The 22,136-nt window shown below is 69.7% G+C and carries 17 protein-coding genes; all 17 read left to right on the forward strand.

Features of this window, described 5'->3' with window-relative positions:
* Positions 1-101: 101 nt before the first annotated feature.
* The 17 genes from ACFWNV_RS24535 to ACFWNV_RS24615 all read left to right on the forward strand — a co-directional run bounded on the left by ACFWNV_RS24535 (position 102) and on the right by ACFWNV_RS24615 (position 21,989).
* On the forward strand, positions 102-2,480 hold the full coding sequence (locus ACFWNV_RS24535; RefSeq protein ID WP_383950871.1) for an ABC transporter family substrate-binding protein: 2,379 nt from the start codon (positions 102-104) through the stop codon (positions 2,478-2,480).
* Positions 2,481-2,821: 341 nt separating this feature from the next.
* Positions 2,822-4,726: a translational GTPase TypA gene (gene typA / locus ACFWNV_RS24540; protein ID WP_383950873.1), complete on the forward strand. Its 1,905-nt coding sequence runs from the start codon at positions 2,822-2,824 to the stop codon at positions 4,724-4,726.
* A gap of 439 nt (positions 4,727-5,165) precedes the next feature.
* The gene (locus tag ACFWNV_RS24545) at positions 5,166-6,800 is read left to right on the forward strand and encodes an ABC transporter substrate-binding protein (protein ID WP_383950876.1); all 1,635 of its coding nucleotides are present in this window, start codon (positions 5,166-5,168) and stop codon (positions 6,798-6,800) included.
* A 174-nt stretch (positions 6,801-6,974) separates the two neighbouring features.
* Complete coding sequence (locus tag ACFWNV_RS24550) at positions 6,975-7,907, forward strand: ABC transporter permease (RefSeq protein WP_383950915.1); 933 nt, start codon at positions 6,975-6,977, stop codon at positions 7,905-7,907.
* The gene (locus tag ACFWNV_RS24555) at positions 7,900-8,847 is read left to right on the forward strand and encodes an ABC transporter permease (protein WP_383950879.1); all 948 of its coding nucleotides are present in this window, start codon (positions 7,900-7,902) and stop codon (positions 8,845-8,847) included. Before ACFWNV_RS24550 ends, ACFWNV_RS24555 begins: the two co-directional genes overlap by 8 nt.
* A 20-nt stretch (positions 8,848-8,867) precedes the next feature.
* Positions 8,868-9,914, forward strand: a complete 1,047-nt coding sequence (locus tag ACFWNV_RS24560; protein ID WP_383950918.1) for an ABC transporter ATP-binding protein — start codon at positions 8,868-8,870, stop codon at positions 9,912-9,914.
* Entirely contained in the window at positions 9,907-10,956 is a 1,050-nt protein-coding gene (locus tag ACFWNV_RS24565; protein WP_383950882.1) for an ABC transporter ATP-binding protein, read from the forward strand. Before ACFWNV_RS24560 ends, ACFWNV_RS24565 begins: the two co-directional genes overlap by 8 nt.
* A 121-nt stretch (positions 10,957-11,077) precedes the next feature.
* Entirely contained in the window at positions 11,078-12,019 is a 942-nt protein-coding gene (locus tag ACFWNV_RS24570; protein WP_383950884.1) for a GNAT family N-acetyltransferase, read from the forward strand.
* Positions 12,020-12,127: 108 nt separating this feature from the next.
* A complete protein-coding gene (locus tag ACFWNV_RS24575) occupies positions 12,128-13,756 on the forward strand; it encodes an ABC transporter substrate-binding protein (protein WP_383950887.1) in 1,629 nt (542 codons plus the stop codon).
* 30 nt (positions 13,757-13,786) lie between these two features.
* Positions 13,787-14,710 (forward strand): ABC transporter permease, encoded by a 924-nt coding sequence (locus tag ACFWNV_RS24580; protein WP_383950890.1) that lies wholly within the window; start codon positions 13,787-13,789, stop codon positions 14,708-14,710.
* Entirely contained in the window at positions 14,703-15,710 is a 1,008-nt protein-coding gene (locus tag ACFWNV_RS24585) for an ABC transporter permease (RefSeq protein ID WP_383950893.1), read from the forward strand. The genes ACFWNV_RS24580 and ACFWNV_RS24585 overlap by 8 nt, the downstream gene beginning before the upstream one ends.
* Positions 15,711-15,722: 12 nt before the next feature.
* Entirely contained in the window at positions 15,723-16,697 is a 975-nt protein-coding gene (locus ACFWNV_RS24590; RefSeq protein ID WP_327304766.1) for an ABC transporter ATP-binding protein, read from the forward strand.
* On the forward strand, positions 16,690-17,718 hold the full coding sequence (locus ACFWNV_RS24595) for an ABC transporter ATP-binding protein (protein ID WP_383950896.1): 1,029 nt from the start codon (positions 16,690-16,692) through the stop codon (positions 17,716-17,718). Before ACFWNV_RS24590 ends, ACFWNV_RS24595 begins: the two co-directional genes overlap by 8 nt.
* Before the next feature lie 357 nt (positions 17,719-18,075).
* Entirely contained in the window at positions 18,076-18,270 is a 195-nt protein-coding gene (locus ACFWNV_RS24600; RefSeq protein ID WP_266904827.1) for a hypothetical protein, read from the forward strand.
* An 81-nt stretch (positions 18,271-18,351) separates the two neighbouring features.
* Positions 18,352-19,260: an N-acetyl-1-D-myo-inositol-2-amino-2-deoxy-alpha-D-glucopyranoside deacetylase gene (gene mshB, locus ACFWNV_RS24605; RefSeq protein WP_383950900.1), complete on the forward strand. Its 909-nt coding sequence runs from the start codon at positions 18,352-18,354 to the stop codon at positions 19,258-19,260.
* Positions 19,257-19,640: a DUF6113 family protein gene (locus ACFWNV_RS24610; protein ID WP_383950903.1), complete on the forward strand. Its 384-nt coding sequence runs from the start codon at positions 19,257-19,259 to the stop codon at positions 19,638-19,640. The genes mshB and ACFWNV_RS24610 overlap by 4 nt, the downstream gene beginning before the upstream one ends.
* Before the next feature lie 390 nt (positions 19,641-20,030).
* Positions 20,031-21,989, forward strand: coding sequence for a hypothetical protein (locus tag ACFWNV_RS24615; RefSeq protein ID WP_383950906.1), 1,959 nt, complete (start codon positions 20,031-20,033; stop codon positions 21,987-21,989).
* The last annotated feature ends 147 nt before the right edge of the window (positions 21,990-22,136 follow it).

Consider the following 22,136-nt stretch of genomic DNA (forward strand, 5'->3'; position numbering starts at 1 on the left):
AGTGGGTTTCGGCACCCAGTGTGATCAGCTCCATATACCGCCGAACGTGATCAAAACCCCCTTTCACGGCTCCCCCACGCCCCGTCCCGGAGGTACCACCCATGTCCCAGAGAAGGCGCAGGTCCTTGGCGCTCCTGACCTCGGGAGTTCTTGCACTGCCGCTGCTCGCGGGCTGCGGCGCGGGTGACGACGAGGGCGGCCCGGCCGCCGCCGGACAGGACATCGCGACCGCCACCCGCGACAAGGTCGCCGACGGCGGGGTGCTGCGGTGGGCCGTGGACTCCATGCCGGGCACCCTCAACGCCTTCCAGGCCGACGCGGACGCCACCACCAACCGGATCGCCGGGGCGGTCCTGCCCCAGCTGTTCGTGCTCGACGGCAAGGGGCGGCCGGTGGCCAACCCCGACTACCTGGAGAAGGCCGAGGTCGTCGAGCGGGAGCCCAAGCAGGTCGTCCTGTACAAGCTCAACCAGCAGGCCGTCTGGAGCGACGGCCGCGAGATCGGCGCCGCCGACTTCGTCGCCCAGTGGCGGGCCCTGAACGGCAAGGACTCCGCGTACTGGACGGCGCGCAACGCCGGCTACGACCGGATCGAGAAGATCGAGCGCGGCAAGACGGACCTGGAGGTCAAGGTCACCTTCGTCAGGCCGTACACCGACTGGCGCTCCCTCTTCAGCCCCCTTTACCCCAAGCAGGTCACCGGCACCCCGGAGAGCTTCAACGAGGGAGCCCGGGGCGCCCTGAAGGTCACCGCAGGCCCCTTCGGACTCGGCGCCATCGACAAGAAGACCGGTACCGCCTCGCTGACCCGCAACCCGCGCTGGTGGGGCAGCCCCGCCAAGCTCGACACCCTGGTCCTCACCGCGGTGCCCCGCTCCGAACGCCCCGCCGCGCTGGCCGCCGGCAAGCTCGACCTGGCGGAGATCGACCGCACCGGCGCCGACCGGATCGCCCTGGCCCGCCGCGACGCCGCCAAGGCCGACGGGTCCCACGGCCCGGCCGCCTCGGTGACGCCCGCGCAGGCCACCCTGGCGTGGGCGCTCGCCTTCGGGCTGGACGAGGACAAGGCCAAGGAGGCGCAGGCCACCCGCCAGAAGCACGCGGAGTCGGTGAAGCGGTACGCCGAGGAGCAGAGCGCCCTGCGCGGCTTCACCGTCCGCAAGTCCCTGGAGCCCGCCTACACCCAGCTCGCCATGAACGGGGCGAGCGGCCCGCTCGCCGACGAGCGGGTGCGCCGCGCCGTGGCCCGCGCCCTGGACCGCCAGGCGCTCGCCGACATCGTCCTCAAGCCGCTGGGCCTGCCCGCGAAGCCGGTGGGCAGCCACCTCGCGCTGGCCGGGCAGCAGGCGTACGCCGACAACAGCGACGCCCTCGGCGGCCAGGACACCCAGGCCTCGCAGGCCCTGCTCGCGGATGCCGGCTGGCGCCGGGGCGGCAAGATCACCGAGCCGGCGGGCGCCAAGGCGGGCGCGGAGGCGGCCAAGGAGACGGACGACTCCAAGACCCCCGCGGTCCCGGCCGCGGGCCCGGGCACCGGGAACGACGGCCTCTACATCGTCGGCCAGGAGGACGGGCGCAACGGCGACGGACAGCCCGAGGGACAGCCCGAGGGACAGCCCGAGGGACTGCGGGACGGGCAGCACGACGGGCAGCCGGACGGAGAGGTCGTCGACGCCGACGCCTTCGGCGCGGACGGGCGGAACCACCCCTCCCAGGTGCTCGCCCCGGCCCCGTTCGCGGCCCTCCAGGAGAAGCACCTGCGGGCCCAGGCCGATCACCAGGCCGAGGCCGCCGACGCCGTGGACGACGGCAAGCGCAGCCCGGCCCTCGACGCGGAGACCGCCGCCGAACCGGCGGACCCGGCCAAGGCGAGCCCCGCCCCGGCCCCGGCCAAGCAGGCCGTACGCACCTCCGGCAACGTGCTCGCCAAGGACGGCAAGCCCCTCGCCCTGCGCTTCGTCCTGCCGGCCGGTCCCGGTTCGGAGGCGCTGCGCACGGTCGGGGAGCGGATCGCGCAGATGCTCCAGAAGGTCGGCGTGCAGACCGAGCTGACCAAGGTGGCCGACGAGAGCTTCTTCAAGGACCACATCGCCTCGGGCCAGTACGACCTGGCGCTGTACTCGTGGCCCGCGACCGCCTACCCGGCCACCGACGCCCGGCCCATCTTCGCCAAGCCGGAGCCGGCCGCCGACGGCTCGCTGCTGGTCGAACAGAACTACACCCGGGTCGGCACCGACCACATCGACCAGCTGTTCGACCAGGCGCTCGGCGAGCTGGACGAGGCGGCCTCGCGCGAGCTGATGCGCAAGGCCGACGCCCGGATCTGGGCGACGGCCGGGTCCATCCCGCTCTACCAGCGCCCCGAGCTGGTGGCCGTGAAGCCGGGTCTCACCAACGCGGGCGCCTTCGGCCTCGGAGTCCCGCGCTACCAGGACATCGGCTGGAAGAAGCCGGCCGCGGCCAAGGACAAGAAGAAGTAACGAGAAGCAACGCGAAGAAGTGCTGACGAAGGGGTGCATCCGGGGCTGATTCGAAGGTCTCAAGCTCAGATGTGACTCAAGTCCCTTGCCCGCCGGAAACCCGGCGGGCAAGGTCGTACGTACCCGTTGACCCGCGTGTTTACTGGCTCCACCCGCAGCCGAGTCCCCCCACCCAGGACCCGGCCGTGCTCAGTCGTCCGGCCTCTTGACAGACCCCCCGGCAGGCGGTTCCCGCCAGCCGACGTACGATGGGGTAAGGCCGTGGCAGGTTTTCCGCCCGGTCGAGGCGCGCGTGCCGGACCGTACGCGTCGCCATCCACGATCCCGGGAGAAGCGCCGAAGTGCCCACGCGCCACGACATCCGTAACGTCGCCATCGTCGCCCACGTCGACCATGGCAAGACGACCATCGTCGATGCCATGCTCAAGCAGGCCGGTGCCTTCGCCGCCCACCAGCACCTCGACGACCGCATGATGGACTCGAACGACCTGGAGCGTGAGAAGGGCATCACGATCCTCGCCAAGAACACGGCGGTGAAGTACCACCCCAAGGACGGCGGGGCGCCCATCACGATCAACATCATCGACACCCCCGGCCACGCCGACTTCGGTGGTGAGGTCGAGCGCGGTCTGTCGATGGTGGACGCGGTCGTCCTGCTGGTGGACGCCTCCGAGGGTCCCCTGCCCCAGACCCGCTTCGTCCTGCGCAAGGCCCTGCAGCAGAAGCTGCCGGTCATCCTCTGCATCAACAAGACGGACCGTCCGGACTCCCGGATCGACGAGGTCGTCAACGAGACGTACGACCTCTTCCTCGACCTGGACGCGGACGAGGAGCAGATCGAGTTCCCGATCGTCTACGCCTGTGGCCGTGACGGCGTGGCCTCGCTGACCAAGCCGGAGGACGGCACCGTCCCCGCGGACAGCGACAGCCTGGAGCCCTTCTTCTCCGCCATCCTGGCCCACGTCCCGGCCCCGGTGTACGACGAGGAGGCCCCTCTCCAGGCCCACGTCACCAACCTGGACGCGGACAACTTCCTCGGCCGCATCGCGCTGGTGCGCGTCGAGCAGGGCGAGCTCCGCAAGGGCCAGACCGTCGCGTGGATCAAGCGTGACGGCAGCATCTCGAACGTCCGCATCACCGAGCTGATGATGACCGAGGCGCTCACCCGCAAGCCGGCCGAGGTGGCGGGCCCGGGTGACATCTGTGCGGTCGCCGGTTTCCCCGACATCATGATCGGCGAGACCCTGGCCGACCCGGAGAACCCGATCGCGCTCCCGCTGATCTCGGTCGACGAGCCGGCGATCTCCATGACCATCGGTACGAACACCTCCCCGATGGTCGGCCGCGGCGGCAGCGGCAAGGGCGCGGACGCCAAGTCCGCGGTCAAGGACCGCAAGGTCACCGCCCGCCAGGTCAAGGACCGTCTGGACCGCGAGCTGGTCGGTAACGTCTCGCTCCGCGTCCTGGAGACCGAGCGTCCCGACGCCTGGGAGGTCCAGGGCCGTGGTGAGCTCGCGCTCGCCATCCTGGTCGAGCAGATGCGCCGCGAGGGCTTCGAGCTGACCATCGGCAAGCCGCAGGTGGTCACGCAGATCATCGACGGCAAGGTGCACGAGCCGGTCGAGCGCATGACGGTCGACGTCCCCGAGGAGCACATGGGCGCGGTCACGCAGCTCATGGGCGTCCGCAAGGGCCGCATGGACAACATGTCGAACCACGGCTCCGGCTGGGTCCGCATGGAGTTCGTCGTCCCGTCCCGTGGCCTCATCGGCTTCCGTACCGAGTTCCTGACCGGTACGCGCGGCACCGGCATCGCCCACTCGATCCACGAGGGCCTGGAGCCGTGGTTCGGCCAGCTGGTGACCCGTAACAACGGTTCGCTGGTCGCCGACCGCTCCGGTTCGGTCACGCCGTTCGCGATGATCAACCTGCAGGAGCGCGGCGTCCTGTTCACCGAGCCCGGCACCGAGGTGTACGAGGGCATGATCGTCGGCGAGAACTCCCGCGCCGACGACATGGACGTGAACATCACCAAGGAGAAGAAGCTCACCAACATGCGTGCGGCTTCCGCGGACAACACCGAGAACGTGGTGCCCCCGCGCAAGCTCTCCCTGGAGCAGTCCCTGGAGTTCTGCCGCGACGACGAATGCGTCGAGGTGACCCCGGAGGCCGTCCGCATCCGCAAGGTCGTCCTGGACCAGAAGGACCGCTCGCGCACCGCTTCGCGCGCCAAGTCCGGCAAGTAGTCGGGTAGGACCTGGGTCACACCCGGGTCCTGCCGAGTACGGCTTCAACGAACAGCCCCCGCCGTCACGTGCACCGTGACGGAGGGGGCTGTTCGCTTTTGTCAAGCGGATTGTTTCGGTCCGGTGTCCGCATACCGACCGTGACACTCCGGAAGAAGAGCTAACAGTCCGTTTCGTTCATGTCTGTCTCCTATCCGTTTGTCCGGATTTCGGGTTTTAGCCGTAGTGCGATGTTGTGAAAACGAGACCACTTAAGTGTGGTTTACGGTCAAGGCGTCCCCGAGGATGGCTCCATTGAGCTCGGGTCAATGGGTCACACGCTGTGGGGAGCGTCGACTCACGAGCACACTCGGGACACCGGTCCTATCGCCGTCAGGGGTGTCGGCGAAACACACCTGTGTCCTTCACATCAGACAGTGGACTCATGAGGAGGAAACCCATGCGCGGTGCCAAGAGCGCCAAGTGGGTAGCGGGCGCGATTGTCGTCGCCCTGGCAGCGACTGCCTGCGGCGGTGGCGACGGCAAGGCCGGCGCCAACGGTGAGGCTGACCCGAACGGAATCTTCTCGGTCGAGGTGGGCGAGCCGGAGAAGCTCCTCCAGCCGGCCGACACGATGGAGTCCAACGGCTCGATCGCCATGTCGGGTCTGTTCTCCCAGCTCGTCGACTACGACGCTGACGGCAAGATCGTCAACGTCAACGCCGAGTCGGTCACCAGCACGGACAGCAAGCTCTGGACCGTCAAGCTGAAGCCGGGCTGGACCTTCCACGACGGCACCAAGGTGACCGCCGAGTCCTACGTCAAGGCGTGGAACTGGGCTGCGAACATCAACAACAAGCAGGGCAACGCGTCCTGGTTCGCCGACATCAAGGGCTTCGAAGCCCTGCACCCCGAGGCCGAGGGCGCCAAGCCCACCGGTGAGGCTCTCGAGGGTCTGAAGATCGTCGACGAGAACACCTTCACCATCGAGCTCAACAACGCGGTGCCGTACTTCGCGTACAAGCTCGGCTACGAGGTCTTCTCCCCGCTGCCCGCCTCGTTCTACGCGGACCCCGCGGCCGCCGGTGAGAAGCCGGTCGGCAACGGCCCGTACAAGTTCAAGTCCTGGGAGCACAAGAAGCAGATCGAGCTGACCCGCTTCGACGACTACAAGGGCGAGAACAAGGCGAAGAACGGCGGTGTGATTCTCAAGAACTACACCACCCTCGAGACCGCCTACGAGGACCTGAAGTCGGGCAACGTCGACGTCCTGCGTCAGATCGGCCCGAAGGACCTCCCGGTCTACCGTGCCGACCTCGGTGACCGCGCCGTGGACCAGGCGTACTCCGCCGTCCAGACGCTGGCCATCGCGTACTACGCCGACCAGTGGAAGACCCCGACGAAGGTCAACCCGAAGGTCATCCAGGGCCTGTCGATGGCGATCGACCGCGACACCATCACCAAGACGGTGCTCCAGGGCACCCGCGAGCCGGCGACCGGCTGGGTCGCCAAGGGCGTCCTCGGCTACACGCCGACCGGCTCCGGTGACGTCACCAAGTTCGACCCGGCGAAGGCCAAGGCCCTCATCACCGAGGGCGGCGGCGTTCCGAACAACGAGATCTTCATCCAGTTCAACTCGGATGGCGGTCACAAGGAATGGGTCGAGGCCGTCTGCAACAGCATCACGCAGGCCACCGGCGTCAAGTGCACCGGTGACGCCAAGCCGGACTTCCAGGCCGACCTCCAGGCCCGCAAGTCCAAGCAGGTCAAGTCGATCTACCGCTCCGGCTGGGTCCTCGACTACCCGGTGAACGCCAACTTCATCAGCGACCTGTTCCGTACGGGCGCCGGCGGCAACCAGGGTGGCTTCAGCAGCCCCGAGCTCGACGCGAAGATCGCCGCCGCGGACACCGCGCCGTCGCTCGACGAGTCCGTGAAGGCCTACCAGGCCATCGAGAAGGAGCTCGTCAACTACATGCCGTCGATCCCGCTCTGGTACTACAAGGTCAACGCGGGCTACTCGGAGAAGGTCTCGAACGTGAAGTACGCCCAGGACGGCGACCCGATCCTTGAGGGTGTCGAGGTCAAGAAGTAAGTCCCACCGCGTAATTCCTTTCGACGGATGTGGGCCGGCGGGGAGCCGGCCCACATCCGGGCCTATACGCAGCGCCCGGGGGGCCCTTTCGCGACGCAGTGACGGAACCGTCACGCGCGTGCGTGGCGAAAGGGCCCGTCCGGCTGCGCCTGCCGCATCTTCTACGGAGGCATGATGGGGCGCTATGTCGCACGACGACTGCTCCAGATGATCCCGGTCTTCTTCGGGACGACCCTGCTCATCTTCTTTATGGTGTACAGCCTGCCCGGCGACCCCGTGGCCGGACTGTTCGGGGACAAGGGCACCGACCCGGCCACCCTGGCCGCCCTGCGTCACCAGCACGGTCTGGACCTGCCGATCTGGCAGCAGTACTGGAACTACATATCCGGCATCCTGTTCCACTTCGACTTCGGATCCCAGATCCGCAGCGGACGTGAGATCACCGAAGTGATCGGTGCCGCCTTCCCGGTCACCCTGCGCCTGGCCTTCCTGGCGTTCGCGATCGAGATCGTCCTGGGCCTGACCCTCGGGATCGTCGCCGGCCTCAAGGCCGGCAAACTGGCCGACAACCTGATCCTGATCCTCACCCTGCTGATCATCTCGATGCCGGTGTTCGTCCTCGGCTTCATCGTGAAGTCGGTGTTCGCCTTCCAGCTCGGCTGGATCTCGCCGAACGTCAGCATCAACGAGACCTGGGGCGAGCTGCTCGCGCCGGCGATCGTGCTGGGATCGCTCTCGCTCGCCTACGTGGCCCGCCTGACCCGCACCTCGATGGCCGAGAACCTGCGCGCCGACTACGTGCGCACCGCCGTCGCCAAGGGCCTGCCCAAGCGACGCGTCATCGGTGTGCACCTCATGCGCAACTCGATGATCCCGGTCGTCACCTTCCTCGGCACCGACATCGGTGCCCTGATGGGCGGCGCCGTCGTCACCGAGGGCATCTTCAACGTCAAGGGCGTCGGCGGTCTGATCTACGAATCGGTCGTCCGCCGCGAAGGACTGACCGTGGTCGGTGTCGTCACCGTCCTGGTCGTCGTCTACCTGATAGCCAGCCTGCTCGTCGACCTCCTCTACGCGGTCATGGACCCGAGGATCCGGTATGCCTGATCTGACCAAGACCGACATCGTGGCGGCCGAGACCACCGCGGCGCCCGGCGCCCCGGTGGAGCCGGTGAAGGCCGAGAAGGCCCGCAGCCTCTGGGGCGACGCCTGGGCCGACCTCCGTCGCAACCCGTACTTCGTCGTCTCCTCGGCGCTGATCTTCGTACTCCTCGTGATCGCCGCCTTCCCGGGCTGGTTCACCAGCATCGACCCCACCAAGGGCGACCTGGTCCACCACTTCCTGGGCAAGCCGGACCTGGGCGCCGTCGGTTCCCCCGAGTGGCTCGGCTGGGACGGCCAGGGACGCAGCGTCTACGCGCGCGTCATCTACGGCACCCGCGCCTCGGTCATCGTCGCCGTCTCCGTGACCGCGATCGTCACCGTGCTCGGCGGGATCACCGGAATGATCGCCGGCTACTTCGGCGGCATCACCGACGCGATCATGTCGCGCATCACCGACATCTTCTTCGGCATCCCCTTCCTGCTCGGCGCGATGGTCGTCCTCCAGGCCTTCACCGAGCGCACCGTGTGGACGGTCGTCTTCGCCCTGGCCTTCCTCGGCTGGACGCAGATCAACCGCGTCATGCGCGGAGCGGTCATCACCGTGAAGCAGGCGGACTACGTGCACGCCGCCAAGGCGCTGGGCGCCGGCACCAGCCGGATCCTGTTCCGGCACATCCTGCCGAACGCCATGGCCCCGGTGATCGTGGTCTCCACGATCGCGCTCGGCGGTTACATCGCGGCCGAGGCGACCCTGTCCTACCTGGGTCTCGGCCTCGCTTCCCCGACCATCTCGTGGGGCGTGGACATCTCCGCCGGTGCTTCGCAGATCCGAGTGGCCCAGCACATCCTGCTGTACCCCTCGATCATGCTCAGCATCACCGTCCTCGCCTTCATCATGCTCGGCGAAGCGGTCCGCAACGCCCTCGACCCCAAGCTGCGCTGAGGAGGGCGTAAGTGATCACCATGGACAACACCTCCAGCCTTCCCTCCCCGCGTGACGGGGACCCGCAGACGCCGCTCCTCGAAGTGCGCGACCTGCACGTCGAGTTCCACACCCGCGACGGTGTGGCCAAGGCAGTCAACGGCGTCAACTACTCGGTGAGCGCCGGCGAGACCCTCGCCGTCCTCGGCGAGTCCGGCTCCGGCAAGTCCGTGACGGCGCAGGCCATCATGGGCATCCTCGACATGCCCCCCGGCAAGATCCCGCAGGGCGAGATCCTCTTCCGCGGCCAGGACATGCTCAAGATGAGCTTCGAGGAGCGGCGCAAGCTGCGCGGCCGGAAGATCGCCATGATCTTCCAGGACGCCCTGTCCTCCCTGAACCCGGTGCTCACCGTCGGCTACCAGCTGGGCGAGATGTTCCGCGTCCACGAGGGCATGTCGAAGAAGGACGCCCGGCTCAAGGCCATCGAGCTGATGGAGAAGGTCAAGATCCCGGCAGCGAAGGAGCGGGTCGACGACTACCCGCACCACTTCTCCGGCGGTATGCGCCAGCGCATCATGATCGCCATGGCGATCGCGCTGGAGCCCGACCTGATCATCGCGGACGAGCCGACCACCGCCCTGGACGTCACCGTCCAGGCCCAGGTCATGGACCTCCTCGCGGAGCTCCAGCGCGAGCTCAACATGGGCCTGATCCTGATCACCCACGACCTCGGCGTGGTCGCCGACGTCGCGGACAAGATCGCGGTCATGTACGCCGGCCGGATCGTCGAGACCGCTCCGGTCCACGAGATCTACAAGCGCCCGGCGCACCCGTACACCCGGGGCCTGCTGGACTCGATCCCGCGCCTGGACCAGAAGGGCCAGGAGCTCTTCGCGATCAAGGGCCTGCCGCCGAACCTGCTGCGCCTGCCCACCGGCTGCTCGTTCAGTCCGCGCTGCATCGCCGCGCAGGACATCTGCCGGTCCGAGATCCCCGCCCTGCAGCCCGTCACCGAGCAGGACGGCAGCGAGCTGGCCGGCCGTCACAGCGCCTGCCACTTCTGGAAGGAGCAGCTCCATGGCTGAGCCCACCAACGCCCCCGCACGGGAGCCGATCCTTCAGGTCCGCGGCCTGGTCAAGCACTTCCCGCTGACCCAGGGAATCCTGTTCAAGAAGCAGGTCGGCGCCGTCAAGGCCGTCGACGGGATCTCCTTCGACCTGTACCAGGGCGAGACCCTGGGCATCGTCGGCGAGTCCGGCTGTGGCAAGTCCACCGTCGCCAAGCTGCTGATGAACCTGGAGCGCGCCACCGCCGGCGAGGTCTTCTACAAGGGCCAGGACATCACCAAGCTGTCCGGCCGCGCCCTGAAGGCCGTCCGGCGCAACATCCAGATGGTGTTCCAGGACCCGTACACCTCGCTGAACCCGCGCATGACGGTCGGCGACATCATCGGCGAGACCTACGACATCCACCCCGAGGTGGCCCCCAAGAGCGACCGGCGCCGCAAGGTGCAGGAGCTCCTGGACGTGGTCGGTCTCAACCCCGAGTACATCAACCGGTACCCGCACCAGTTCTCCGGCGGCCAGCGCCAGCGCATCGGCATCGCCCGCGGCCTCGCGCTCAACCCGGAGATCATCATCTGCGACGAGCCGGTCTCCGCGCTCGACGTATCGGTGCAGGCCCAGGTCATCAACCTGATGGAGAAGCTGCAGGAGGAGTTCAACCTCTCCTACATCTTCATCGCGCACGACCTGTCGATCGTCCGGCACATCTCGGACCGCGTCGGCGTCATGTACCTCGGCAAGATGGCCGAGATCGGCACCGACGAGCAGATCTACGAGCACCCGACCCACCCGTACACCCAGGCGCTGCTCTCCGCGGTGCCGGTGCCGGACCCGGCCGCCCGCGAGGGCCGCGAGCGGATCATCCTCACCGGTGACGTCCCCTCGCCGGCCAACCCGCCGTCGGGCTGCCGCTTCCGCACCCGCTGCTGGAAGGCCGAGGAGAAGTGCTCCGTGGAGGAGCCGCTGCTCGCCATCCCGGAGCGGTTCCAGGCAGTCAAGTCGCCGGCCTCGCACGAGTCCGCCTGCCACTTCGCCGAGGAGAAGGCCATCCTGGCCGTCTGACCTCCCCGAAGCGACACCCCAGGGCGCCCGTCACCGGATCCACTCCGGCGGCGGGCGCCCTGCCGTTTCCCCCGACGCCCTCTGACGTCCTCCCGACCGCCGCCGTGGTCTGATGGCCCGCATGCTCACCGTCCGGCCCGCGGGGCCCTCCGACACCGCGGACATCTGCGGGCTCCTCAACACCATCGACCGGATCGAGATCGGCCGCCCGGAGACCGACCTCGGCGCCGTCGAGGCCGATCTGCACCACCCCGACGTCGACTTGGAGGCGGACTCCTTCCTCGCCTTCCAGAACGGCCGGCTCCTCGGCTACGCCCTCGTGTGGGCCGACTCCGGCCCCGGCCGGGCCGACTGCCACTTCCGGGTCCTGCCGGGCCGCCGAGAGGCCGCCGTCCGGCTGCTGGAACGGGTCGAGGCCAGGGCCCGCGAACTCACCGCCGGAGCCCCGCACGCCTTCCTGTGGCTCGCGCCGAGCGGCGGCCGCACCCTCGACCCCGGCCTGCTGCCCGGCCGCGGCTACCGCACGGTGCGCAGCCACCGGGTGCTGACCCGCCCGCTGGGCCCGGCCGACACGCCCCCGGCCCCGCCCGCCGGACTCACCCTCCGCCCCTGCGACGGTGACGAGAGCGAGCGCCGGCGCGCCCACGCCCTGATCGAGGAGACCTTCGCGGACCACTTCGGGCACGTGGAGCGCCCGTACGAGCCCTGGCTGGACCACATCGACGGCCGGAGCCTGGACTGGTCGCTGGTGTGGATCGCGAGCCTGCCCGGACTGGGCGACGCCGGGGTCTTGCTCACCCGCGACGACCGCACCAGCATGGGCTGGCTCAGCCACCTCGGCGTACGCGCGCAGGCCCGCGGCCGGGGCGTCGGCGCCTTCCTGCTGCGCCACTGCTTCGCCGCCTACGCCGCCCGCGGCCGCGCCACCGTGGGCCTCGGCGTGGACACCGCCAACACGACCGGGGCGCTGCGGCTGTACGAGGCGCACGGCATGCGGACGCACCACGCGGTGGACACCTGGGAGCTGACGCTGCGGCGGTCCGCCGTGCACTCGCAGGGGTGACAGCCGGGCGGCGCGAGGGTGCAATCGGTCCAACGGGGAGTGTGCGGGACCCCACATAGGGTGACATTGGCCCCTAAGTGAGTCTTGGGATCCATGAGGAGGCACTCCATGCGCGGAGCCACCCACGCCAAGTGGGCCGCATGTGCGACGGCCGTCGCCCTCGCGGCGACCGCCTGCGGCGGCGGAAGCGACAGCGGCGGAGGCGGCGAGACGGGAATCGTCAGCTCCTCGTGGGGTGACCCGCAGAACCCGCTGGAGCCCGCCAACACCAACGAGGTCCAGGGTGGCAAGGTCCTCGACATGATCTTCCGGGGGCTCAAGCGGTACGACCCCAAGACCGGCGAGGCGAAGAACTTCCTCGCCGAGAAGATCGAGACCACCGACAGCCAGAACTTCACGATCACGCTGAAGGACGGCTGGAAGTTCAGCAACGACGAGCCCGTCACCGCGCAGTCCTTCGTGGACGCCTGGAACTACGGCGCCGACGTCACCAAGAAGCAGAACAACTCGCCGTTCTTCTCCGACATCGTCGGCTACGCGGACGTCCACCCCGAGAAGGGCGACCCCAAGGCCAAGACCATGTCCGGCCTGGTCGTCAAGGACCCCAAGACCTTCACGGTGGCCCTCAAGGAGAAGTTCTCCACCTGGCCCGAGACCCTCGGCTACCAGGCGTTCTCCCCCCTGCCCAAGACCTTCTTCACCGACCACGAGGCCTGGCTGAAGAAGCCCGTCGGCAACGGTCCCTACACGGTGGACTCGTACACCAAGGGCACCGGCATGAAGCTGCGCAAGTGGGACGCCTACGCGGGCGAGGACAAGGCGGTCAACGGCGGAGTGGACCTGAAGGTCTACACCGACAACAACACCGCCTACACCGACCTGATCTCCGGCAACCTCGACCTGGTCGACGACATCCCGGCCCAGCAGCTGAAGAACGTCGCGAACGACCTCGGCGACCGCTACATCAACCAGCCGGCCCTGATCATCCAGACCCTCACCTTCCCGCTGTACGACCCGCAGTGGAGCAAGGAGGGCATGGAGAAGGTCCGCCGCGGCATCTCCATGGCGATCAACCGCGACGAGATCACCAAGCAGATCTTCCGCGAGACCCGCACCCCGGCCAAGGACTGGACCTCCCCGGCCCTCGGCGACAAGGGCGGCTTCTCCGCCACCGCCTGCGGCGAGGCCTGCTCCTTCAACCCCGCCGAGGCCAAGAAGCTCATCCAGGAGGCCGGCGGACTGCCCGGCGGCAAGGTCACCCTGACCTCCAACGTGGACACCGGCTCGCACCGCGACTGGATGGACGCCGTCTGCAACAGCGTCAACAACGCCCTGGGCGAGGGCCCGGTCTGCACCGTGAACCCCGTCGGCACCTTCGCCGACTTCAGGAACCAGCAGAGCAGCTTCAAGCTGACCGGCCCCTTCCGCTCCGGCTGGCAGGCCGACTACCCGCTCATCCAGAACTTCCTGGAGCCGCTGTACTACACCGGCGCCTCCTCGAACTACGGCAAGTTCAGCAACCCGGAGTTCGACAAGCTCGTCGACGAGGCCAACCGGGAGACCGACGCCGCCAAGGCGACCGCCAAGTTCCAGGAGTCCGAGAAGATCCTCGCGGCCCAGATGCCGTCGATCCCGCTCTGGTACCAGAACGGCAGCGCGGGCCACTCGGAGCGCATCTCGGAGGTGGCGCTCAACCAGTTCAGCGTCCCGGTGTACGACCAGATCAAGGTCAGCTGACCCGCCAACGGATCGAACCTGGAGCAGTCCATGGGACGTTATGTGATCCGGCGACTGCTCCAGATGATCCCCGTGTTCATCGGCAGCACGTTCCTGATCTTCTTCATGGTGTACGCGCTCGGTGACCCGGTCGCCGCCCTCTTCGGAGACAAGGCCCCCGACCCGGCCACCGCCGCGCGCATCCGCAAGGACCTCTACCTCGACCAGCCCCTGTGGAAGCAGTACCTGCACTACATGGGGCAGATCTTCCAGGGTGACTTCGGCACCGCGTTCAACGGCCAGAAGGTCACCGAACTCATGGCCTCCGCCTTCCCGGTGACCCTGCGCCTGACCATCGTCGCGATCGCCATCGAGATCGTCGTCGGCATCACCCTCGGCGTGATCAGCGGACTCAAGCGCGGCAAGTCCATCGACACCAGCGTGCTCGTCCTCACCCTCGTGGTGATCTCGGTGCCCACCTTCGTGACGGGCTACCTGCTCCAGTTCCTCTTCGGCGTCAAATGGGGCTGGGTGCGGCCCACCGTCTCCCCGGACGCCCCCTTCAGCGAGCTGATCCTGCCCGGCATCGTGCTCGCGCTGGTCTCCCTCGCCTACGTCACCCGGCTCACCCGGACCTCCATCGCCGAGAACGTCAAGGCCGACTACGTCCGCACCGCCGTGGCCAAGGGCCTGCCCCGGCGCCGGGTCGTCACCCGCCACCTGCTGCGCAACTCGCTGATCCCCGTGGTCACCTTCATCGGCACCGACATCGGCGCCCTGATGGGCGGAGCCATCGTCACCGAGCGGATCTTCAACATCCACGGGGTCGGCTACCAGCTCTACCAGGGCATCCTGCGCAACAACTCCCCGACGGTGGTCGGCTTCGTGACCATCCTCGTGATCGTCTTCCTGCTGGCGAACCTGCTCGTCGACCTGCTCTACGCGGTCCTGGACCCGAGGATCCGTTATGCCTGAGCCCGACCCCGAGCACGCCGCCTACGATCCGCTGGGCCCCGGCCCCCACGAGGCGATGTCCCCCACCGGCCAAGGGGGCGCCATGGATCTCGCCCTGGAAGAGGGGGAGTCACTGGAGAAGGAGCTCGGGGGAGCCCCCGCCGGCCCCCAGGAGAAGGCCCGCTCCCTGTGGTCCGACGCCTGGCACCAGCTGCGCCGCAACCCCGTCTTCCTCGTCTCCACGCTCCTGATCCTCTTCCTCGTGGTCATCTCCATCTGGCCCCAGCTCATCGCCAGCGGCGACCCACTCCAGTGCGACCTGTCCAAATCGCAGCAGGGCTCCTCCCCGGGCCACCCCTTCGGCTACGACACCCAGGGCTGCGACGTGTACACCCGCACCGTCTACGGGGCCCGCGCCTCCATCACCGTGGGCATCTGCGCCACCCTCGGCGCGGCCCTCCTCGGCTCCGCGCTCGGCGGGCTCGCCGGGTTCTTCGGCGGCTGGGGCGACGCACTGCTCTCCCGGGTCGCCGACATCTTCTTCGGCATCCCCGTGGTCCTCGGCGGCCTGGTCTTCCTGTCCGTGGTCACCAGCACCACCGTCTGGCCCGTCGTCGGCTTCATCGTGCTGCTCGGCTGGCCCCAACTGGCCCGCATCGCCCGCGGCTCGGTCATCACCGCCAAACAGAACGACTACGTCCAGGCCGCGCGGGCGCTCGGCGCCGGCAACGGCCGGATGCTGCTGCGGCACGTGGCGCCCAACGCCATCGCACCCGTCATCGTGGTCGCCACCATCGCGCTCGGCACCTACATCGCCCTGGAAGCCACCCTGTCCTTCCTCGGCGTGGGCCTGCGCCCGCCGACGGTCTCCTGGGGCATCGACATCTCCAACGCCGCCTCCCAGATCCGCAACGCCCCGCACATGCTGCTCTACCCGGCGGGCGCGCTCAGCATCACCGTGCTCGCGTTCATCATGCTCGGCGACGCGGTGCGCGACGCCCTCGACCCCAAGCTGCGCTGAGGAGCCCCGCACATGCTGCTCGAAGTGCGCGATCTGCACGTGGAATTCAAGACGCGGGACGGAGTCGCCAAGGCCGTCAACGGGGTCAACTACTCCGTGGCCGAAGGCGAGACCCTCGCCGTGCTCGGAGAGTCCGGCTCCGGCAAGTCGGTGACCGCCCAGGCCGTCATGGGCATCCTCGACATGCCGCCGGGCCGCATCGCGGGCGGCGAGATCCTCTTCAAGGGCAAAGACCTGCTGAAGATGAAGGAGGAGGAGCGCAGGAAGGTCCGCGGCAACGAGATGGCGATGATCTTCCAGGACGCCCTGTCCTCCCTCAACCCGGTCCTGAGCGTCGGCGCGCAGCTCGGCGAGATGTACGAGGTCCACCGCGGGATGTCCCGCAAGGACGCCCGGAACAAGGCCGTCGAGCTGATGGACCGGGTGAAGATCCCGGCGGCCCGCGAGCGGGTGGGGGACTACCCGCACCAGTTCTCCGGAGGCATGCGCCAGCGCATCATGATCGCCATGGCGATGGCCCTCGAACCCTCCCTCATCATCGCGGACGAGCCGACCACCGCCCTGGACGTCACCGTCCAGGCCCAGGTCATGGACCTCCTCGCGGAGCTCCAGCGCGAACTGAACATGGGCCTGATCCTGATCACCCACGACCTCGGCGTGGTCGCCGACGTCGCCGACAAGATCGCCGTCATGTACGCCGGCCGGATCGTCGAGGCCGCGCCCGTCCACGAGATCTACCGGAACCCCGCCCACCCCTACACCCGCGGCCTGCTGGACTCCATCCCGCGCCTGGACCAGAAGGGCCAGGAGCTCTACGCCATCAAGGGCCTGCCGCCCAACCTGCTCGCCATCCCGCCCGGCTGCGCCTTCAACCCGCGCTGCCCGATGGCCCGGGCCGTCTGCCGCACCGACGTACCGCCGCTGGCCGAGGTCGGACCGGACCGCGCCAGTGCGTGCTTCTTCTGGAAGGAGTGCCTCGGTGGCTGAGTCGATCCTCGTGGTGGAGGACCTGGTCAAGCACTACCCGCTGACCCAGGGCGTCCTGTTCAGGAAGCAGGTCGGCGCCGTGAAGGCCGTCGACGGGGTCTCCTTCGACCTGCGGGCCGGCGAAACCCTCGGCATCGTCGGGGAGTCGGGCTGCGGCAAGTCCACCGTCGCCAAGATGCTGGTCAACCTCGAACGCCCGACGGCGGGCGCGATCACGTACAAGGGCGAGGACATCGCGAAGCTGTCCGGCCGCGCCCTGAAGGCCGTCCGGCGCAACATCCAGATGGTGTTCCAGGACCCGTACACCTCCCTGAACCCCCGCATGACCGTCGGCGACATCATCGGCGAGCCCTACGAGATCCACCCCGAGGTGGCCCCCAAGGGCGACCGGCGCCGCAAGGTCCAGGAACTCCTGGACGTGGTCGGCCTGAACCCGGAGTACATCAACCGCTACCCGCACCAGTTCTCCGGCGGCCAGCGCCAGCGCATCGGCATCGCCCGCGGCCTCGCCCTCCAGCCCGAGATCATCGTCGCCGACGAGCCCGTCTCCGCCCTCGACGTCTCCGTCCAGGCCCAGGTGGTCAACCTCCTGGAACGCCTCCAGAACGAGTTCAACCTCTCCTACGTGTTCATCGCGCACGACCTCTCGATCGTCCGCCACATCTCCGACCGGGTCGGCGTCATGTACCTGGGCCGGATCGTCGAGATCGGCACCGACACCCAGATCTACGACCACCCCACCCACCCGTACACCCAGGCGCTGCTCTCCGCCGTTCCGGTCCCCGACCCGCAGGCCCGCGCGGGCCGCGACCGGATCATCCTCTCCGGCGACGTCCCCTCCCCGGCGAACCCGCCCTCGGGCTGCCGCTTCCGCACCCGCTGCTGGAAGGCCGAGGCGCGCTGCGCTTCGGAGGTCCCGCTCCTGGAGATCCCGGCCTTCCTCCCGGGCGGCCCGACGGCCCACCCCTCGGCCTGCCACTTCGCATCCGAGCGGACCGTCGTTCCGCCGACCAAGGAGTGAGCTGCGGGCCCCCGCGACCGCTCATTTCTCGCCACAGCTGTGAACGGCACCTGGCATATCCACAACTCGGTTTACACGCAGGCAACTTGACCGTTTCTGTCCCGAGATCTGGGCCGTGCAGCCTGATCCCGTGCGGCCGTGCGGGTGCCGACAGCCGGCCGGGGAGGCGTACAGCTTCCCCGGCCGGCACTCCTGTGACCCCGGACGTGCGCGGCGTGCGCCCCTCGTGCTGCCGGAATCGATCGATGTCGGGGTACGGATAGTTATGATCCGTAGCGCACGGTGGGTATGACTCTGCCGAGCACCGAGTTGCGAGTACGCGAACCCGATGTCCGCTCGACGTGGAGGTGAAACGCCGTGGCACTATCGATCTCGGCCGTGGTGCTGCTGGCAGTCGTCGTCTTCCTGCTGGTCCGGCGTTCGGGCCTGAAGGCGGGTCACGCAGTGGTCTGTGTACTGCTCGGCTTCTATCTGGCGAGCTCGACCGTGGCTCCGACGCTCTCCCAGCTGACGTCCAACGTGGCCAGCATGATCAGCGGCCTCAAGTTCTAGCGCGGGCACACAGGGGCCGCGCGGGCGACGCCGCGCGGGGTTGTGGGCGGCGGGTCCTGCGCAGCTCGTAGGGTGAGACCCATGAACGGTCTTCCCGCCCGTCGGCTCCTGCTCGTGCACGCGCACCCGGACGACGAGTCGATCAACAACGGCGTCACCATGGCCAAGTACGCGGCCGAGGGCGTCCATGTCGCGCTGGTGACCTGCACGCTCGGCGAGGAGGGCGAGGTCATCCCGGCCGACCTCGCCCACCTGACGGCCGACCGCGAGGACACCCTCGGCGCCCACCGCATCGGCGAGCTCGCCGAGGCCATGCGGGAACTGGGCGTCGCCGACCACCGGTTCCTCGGCGGCCCCGGCCGCTTCCGGGACTCCGGGATGATGGGCGCCGAACAGAACCACCGGCCCGGCGCCTTCTGGTCCGCCGACGTGGACGAGGCCGCGGGGTACCTCGTGGAGGTGATCCGCGAACTGCGCCCCCAGGTCCTCGTCACCTACGACCCGGACGGCGGCTACGGCCACCCCGACCACATCCAGGCCCACCGCGTCGCCACCCGCGCCGCCGAACTGGCCGCGGAACCCGCGTACCGCCAGGAACTCGGCGCACCGCACGCCATCGAGAAGCTCTACTGGAACCGCGTCCCGCGCACGGTCGTCGAGGAGGGCTTCGCCCGGCTCCGCGAGGCCGGCAGCGAGGTGCCCTTCCCGGCACCGGCCGCGCCGGACGACGTACCGGGCGTGGTGGCCGACGAGCGCATCACCGCCGAGATCGGCGGGGACGAGGCCGCCGAGCAGGCGTTCGTGGCCGCCAAGACCGCCGCGATGCGCGCCCATGCCACCCAGATCGCGGTGGACGGACCCTTCTTCGCGCTCTCCAACGACCTGGCGCAGCCGCTGTTCACCCACGAGTACTACGAGCTGGTCGTCGGCGAGCCGGGCGTCCCGGCGGGCGAGCGCGAGCGCGACCTCTTCGCCGGGGTACGGGCATGACCGGCGCGTGGGCCGGGGGACGGATCGCCACCCTGCTCGGCCTGTTGGCGGCCGGGGTGCTGACGGGCACGGCCGGCTGGCTCGTCGTCGACCTGTGGTTCCCGGCCGGACTGCTGCTCGCGCTCCTCGGACTCCTCGGCCTGTTCCTCGGCGCCCGGATCGCCCTGGGAACCGGCATCGGGGTCGGCGCGGCCACGGGTGGCTGGTTCCTCTCCTACGTGCTCCTCGGCGTGCCCCGCGCGGAGGGCGACTTCCTGCTCGGTTCGTCCGGAATCAGCATGTACGTCTACCTTTTGGGTGGAGTGGTGCTCGCTGTGATGTGCGCCACGATCAGCCTCCCGGGGGACCGGCCGCTTTCGGCCGCCAGGAACGCCGGGTGACGCGGCGTCGGACGTGCGCGACGCCTTGACGAGCGGCTCGGCCGCTGCGTGCGCGGCCCCCCGGAGGCCTGGCGGCAGGTGCTCGGAAGGGGCACGGAGGGGGCGCGCAGGAGGTCAAGGGGAAGCCTTCGTTCCCGGCGACCGGGTGCGTGCGGGCGGCGGCCAGTATGGTGGACCGGCCGCCGAGCTGCCCGCGCACGCTATGACGGGTGGCGGAGCCGATCGGGAGAACCTGCTTTGAGTCGTGATACTGACAGTCCGTCCGCCGGGCCCAACGGGCGCGGCGGAGCCGCCTACCCCTCGGGTACGCCGGCGCACGGATCAGGCCAGTATCCGAACCCGACAGTGCCCCCCGGTCCGGGCGCGGCGACCACCCCGGAGGAGAGTTCAGTGACCGCACCGCCCGCGAAGCCGTCCACCCCCGATTCCGACGGGCCCAAGACGGAGACCCAGCTGACGACCCGGATCCGGATCAACATCCCGGGTTCGCGGCCGATCCCGCCCGTGGTCGTACGCCAGGCCATGCCCGAAGCCGAGGCCGGGCCGGCGCCCGAGCCCGTGGCCGCCCCGCCGGTGGCGCCCGAGCCGGGTCCGGGCGGGGAGATGCCCAGCAACTGGTTCGCCCCGCGCAAGGCCGGCTCCGGCCCCGCCCCGGTGCAGGCTCCCGCCCCGGTCCCGGGACGCGGACCGGCTCCGGCCGGCGGCCCCCGCTTCGACGGTCCCGCGCAGCAGGGCTTCGGCCCGGGCCCGGGCGCGCCGATGGGTCCCGGCCCGGGTGCGCCCATGGGCCCCGGTCCCGGTGCTCCGATGGGTCGCGGCCCCGGTGGTCCCGGTCCCGGAGGTCCCGGCCCCGGTCCCGCCCAGGCGCAGGCCGGCGGCCCGCGCTTCGACGGGCCCGCGCAGCAGGGCTACGCCCAGGGCCCGGCAGGCCCGCGCCCGGGCGCACCGATGGGCCCCGGGCCCGGTGCACCGATGGGCCCCGGCCCCGGCGGGCCCGGCGGCCCCGGTGTCGGCACCGGGCCGGGTGCGGGCTACCCCGCGCCGCCCGCAGGCCCCGGCGGTCCCCGCACGGGCGGCCCCGGGGGCCCCGCGCAGGGCCCCGGCCCCGCCGGACCGCCCGTGCCGCAGGCCGGCGTCGACTACGGCTCCGGCCCCACCACCGGTCCCGTCGCCAAGGCACTGGTCGCCCCCGTGCCGCCCGCCCCGGCCTGGCCCGGCAGCGCCAACGGCCGCGGCCCCGACGGGCCGACCGGCGGACCCGCGCTGGGCTCCGTACCGGTGGGCGGGGCGCAGGAGCCGAGCTGGCCCGGCCCCGAGCTGGACGCGGCCGGATACCCGCAGCCCGCGCCCGTCCCGGCGCCCGCGAACAAGGCCAAGGCCAAGGCGCCCGCCCCGGCCAAGCCCGCCAAGAAGGGCCGCAGCAAGGTGGTCCTCCTCGGCGGAGCCCTCTTCGTGCTGGTCGGCGTGGCCTACGGAGCCGGCCTGCTCCTCAACCACTCCGACGTCCCCAAGGGCACCACCGTCGAGGGCGTCGACATCAGCGGCAGCCGTGACGAGGCCGTCGCCAAGCTCCAGACCTCCTTCGGCAACCGCGCCGTCGCCCCGCTCCAGCTCACCGTCGGCGGCAAGCCGGTCGAGCTGAAGCCCGAGAAGGCCGGCCTGAGCCTGGACAGCCAGACCACCGTCCGCAACGCCGCGGGCAGCGACTACAACCCCGTCACGGTCATCGGCTCGCTCTTCGGCAGCGAGCGCAAGGCCGAGGCCGTCCTGCCCACCGACGAGGAGAAGCTGCGGGTCGCCCTCCAGGAGCTGGCCGGCACCGCCGGCACCGCCACCGAGGGCACCATCACCTTCGACACCGGCAAGGCCCTCGCCGTCCCCGGCAAGCCCGGCTCCACCCTCGACGTGGACGGCTCCGTCAGCCTGGTCACCAAGGCCTTCCACGACATGGTCGCCACCGGCCAGGCCGCCCCGGTCACGCTCCCGGTCGCCACCAAGGACCCGGTCGTCGGCCAGGCCGAACTGGACCGGGCCATGAAGGACTTCGCCCAGCCCGCGATGTCGGCGCCGGTCCTCGTCAAGGCGGGCCTCAAGTCCATCCCGCTGGGCGCCAAGTCCCTGCCGAAGATCCTGAGCATGCAGGTCGTCGAGGGCCACCTCGTCGAGAAGTACGACCTGGAAGCCCTCAAGACGGCCTACGGGAACACCTTCGACGGCGTCCTCATCATGCGCGGCACCGGCGAGAAGACCGCCGTCACCCCGCAGGACGTCGCCGGAGTCCTCGGCAAGGCGCTGCGCGGCAAGACGACCGCCGAGCGCACCGCGGTCATCCCCACCAACCCGAGCTGACCGCAAGCACCGGAGCCCCTCCCTGAGCCCCTTCCCGGCCCCCGGGGAGGGGCTCAGGCCGTCTCTTTCGGATCTTGTCGGCCGGCCCGACAAGATCCGAAATATACGGCCGGGCGCGTCCGCGGCACGCCGGGCGCCAGGACAACC

This window comes from Streptomyces sp. NPDC058401, from assembly GCF_042722885.1.
GTDB lineage: Bacteria > Actinomycetota > Actinomycetes > Streptomycetales > Streptomycetaceae > Streptomyces.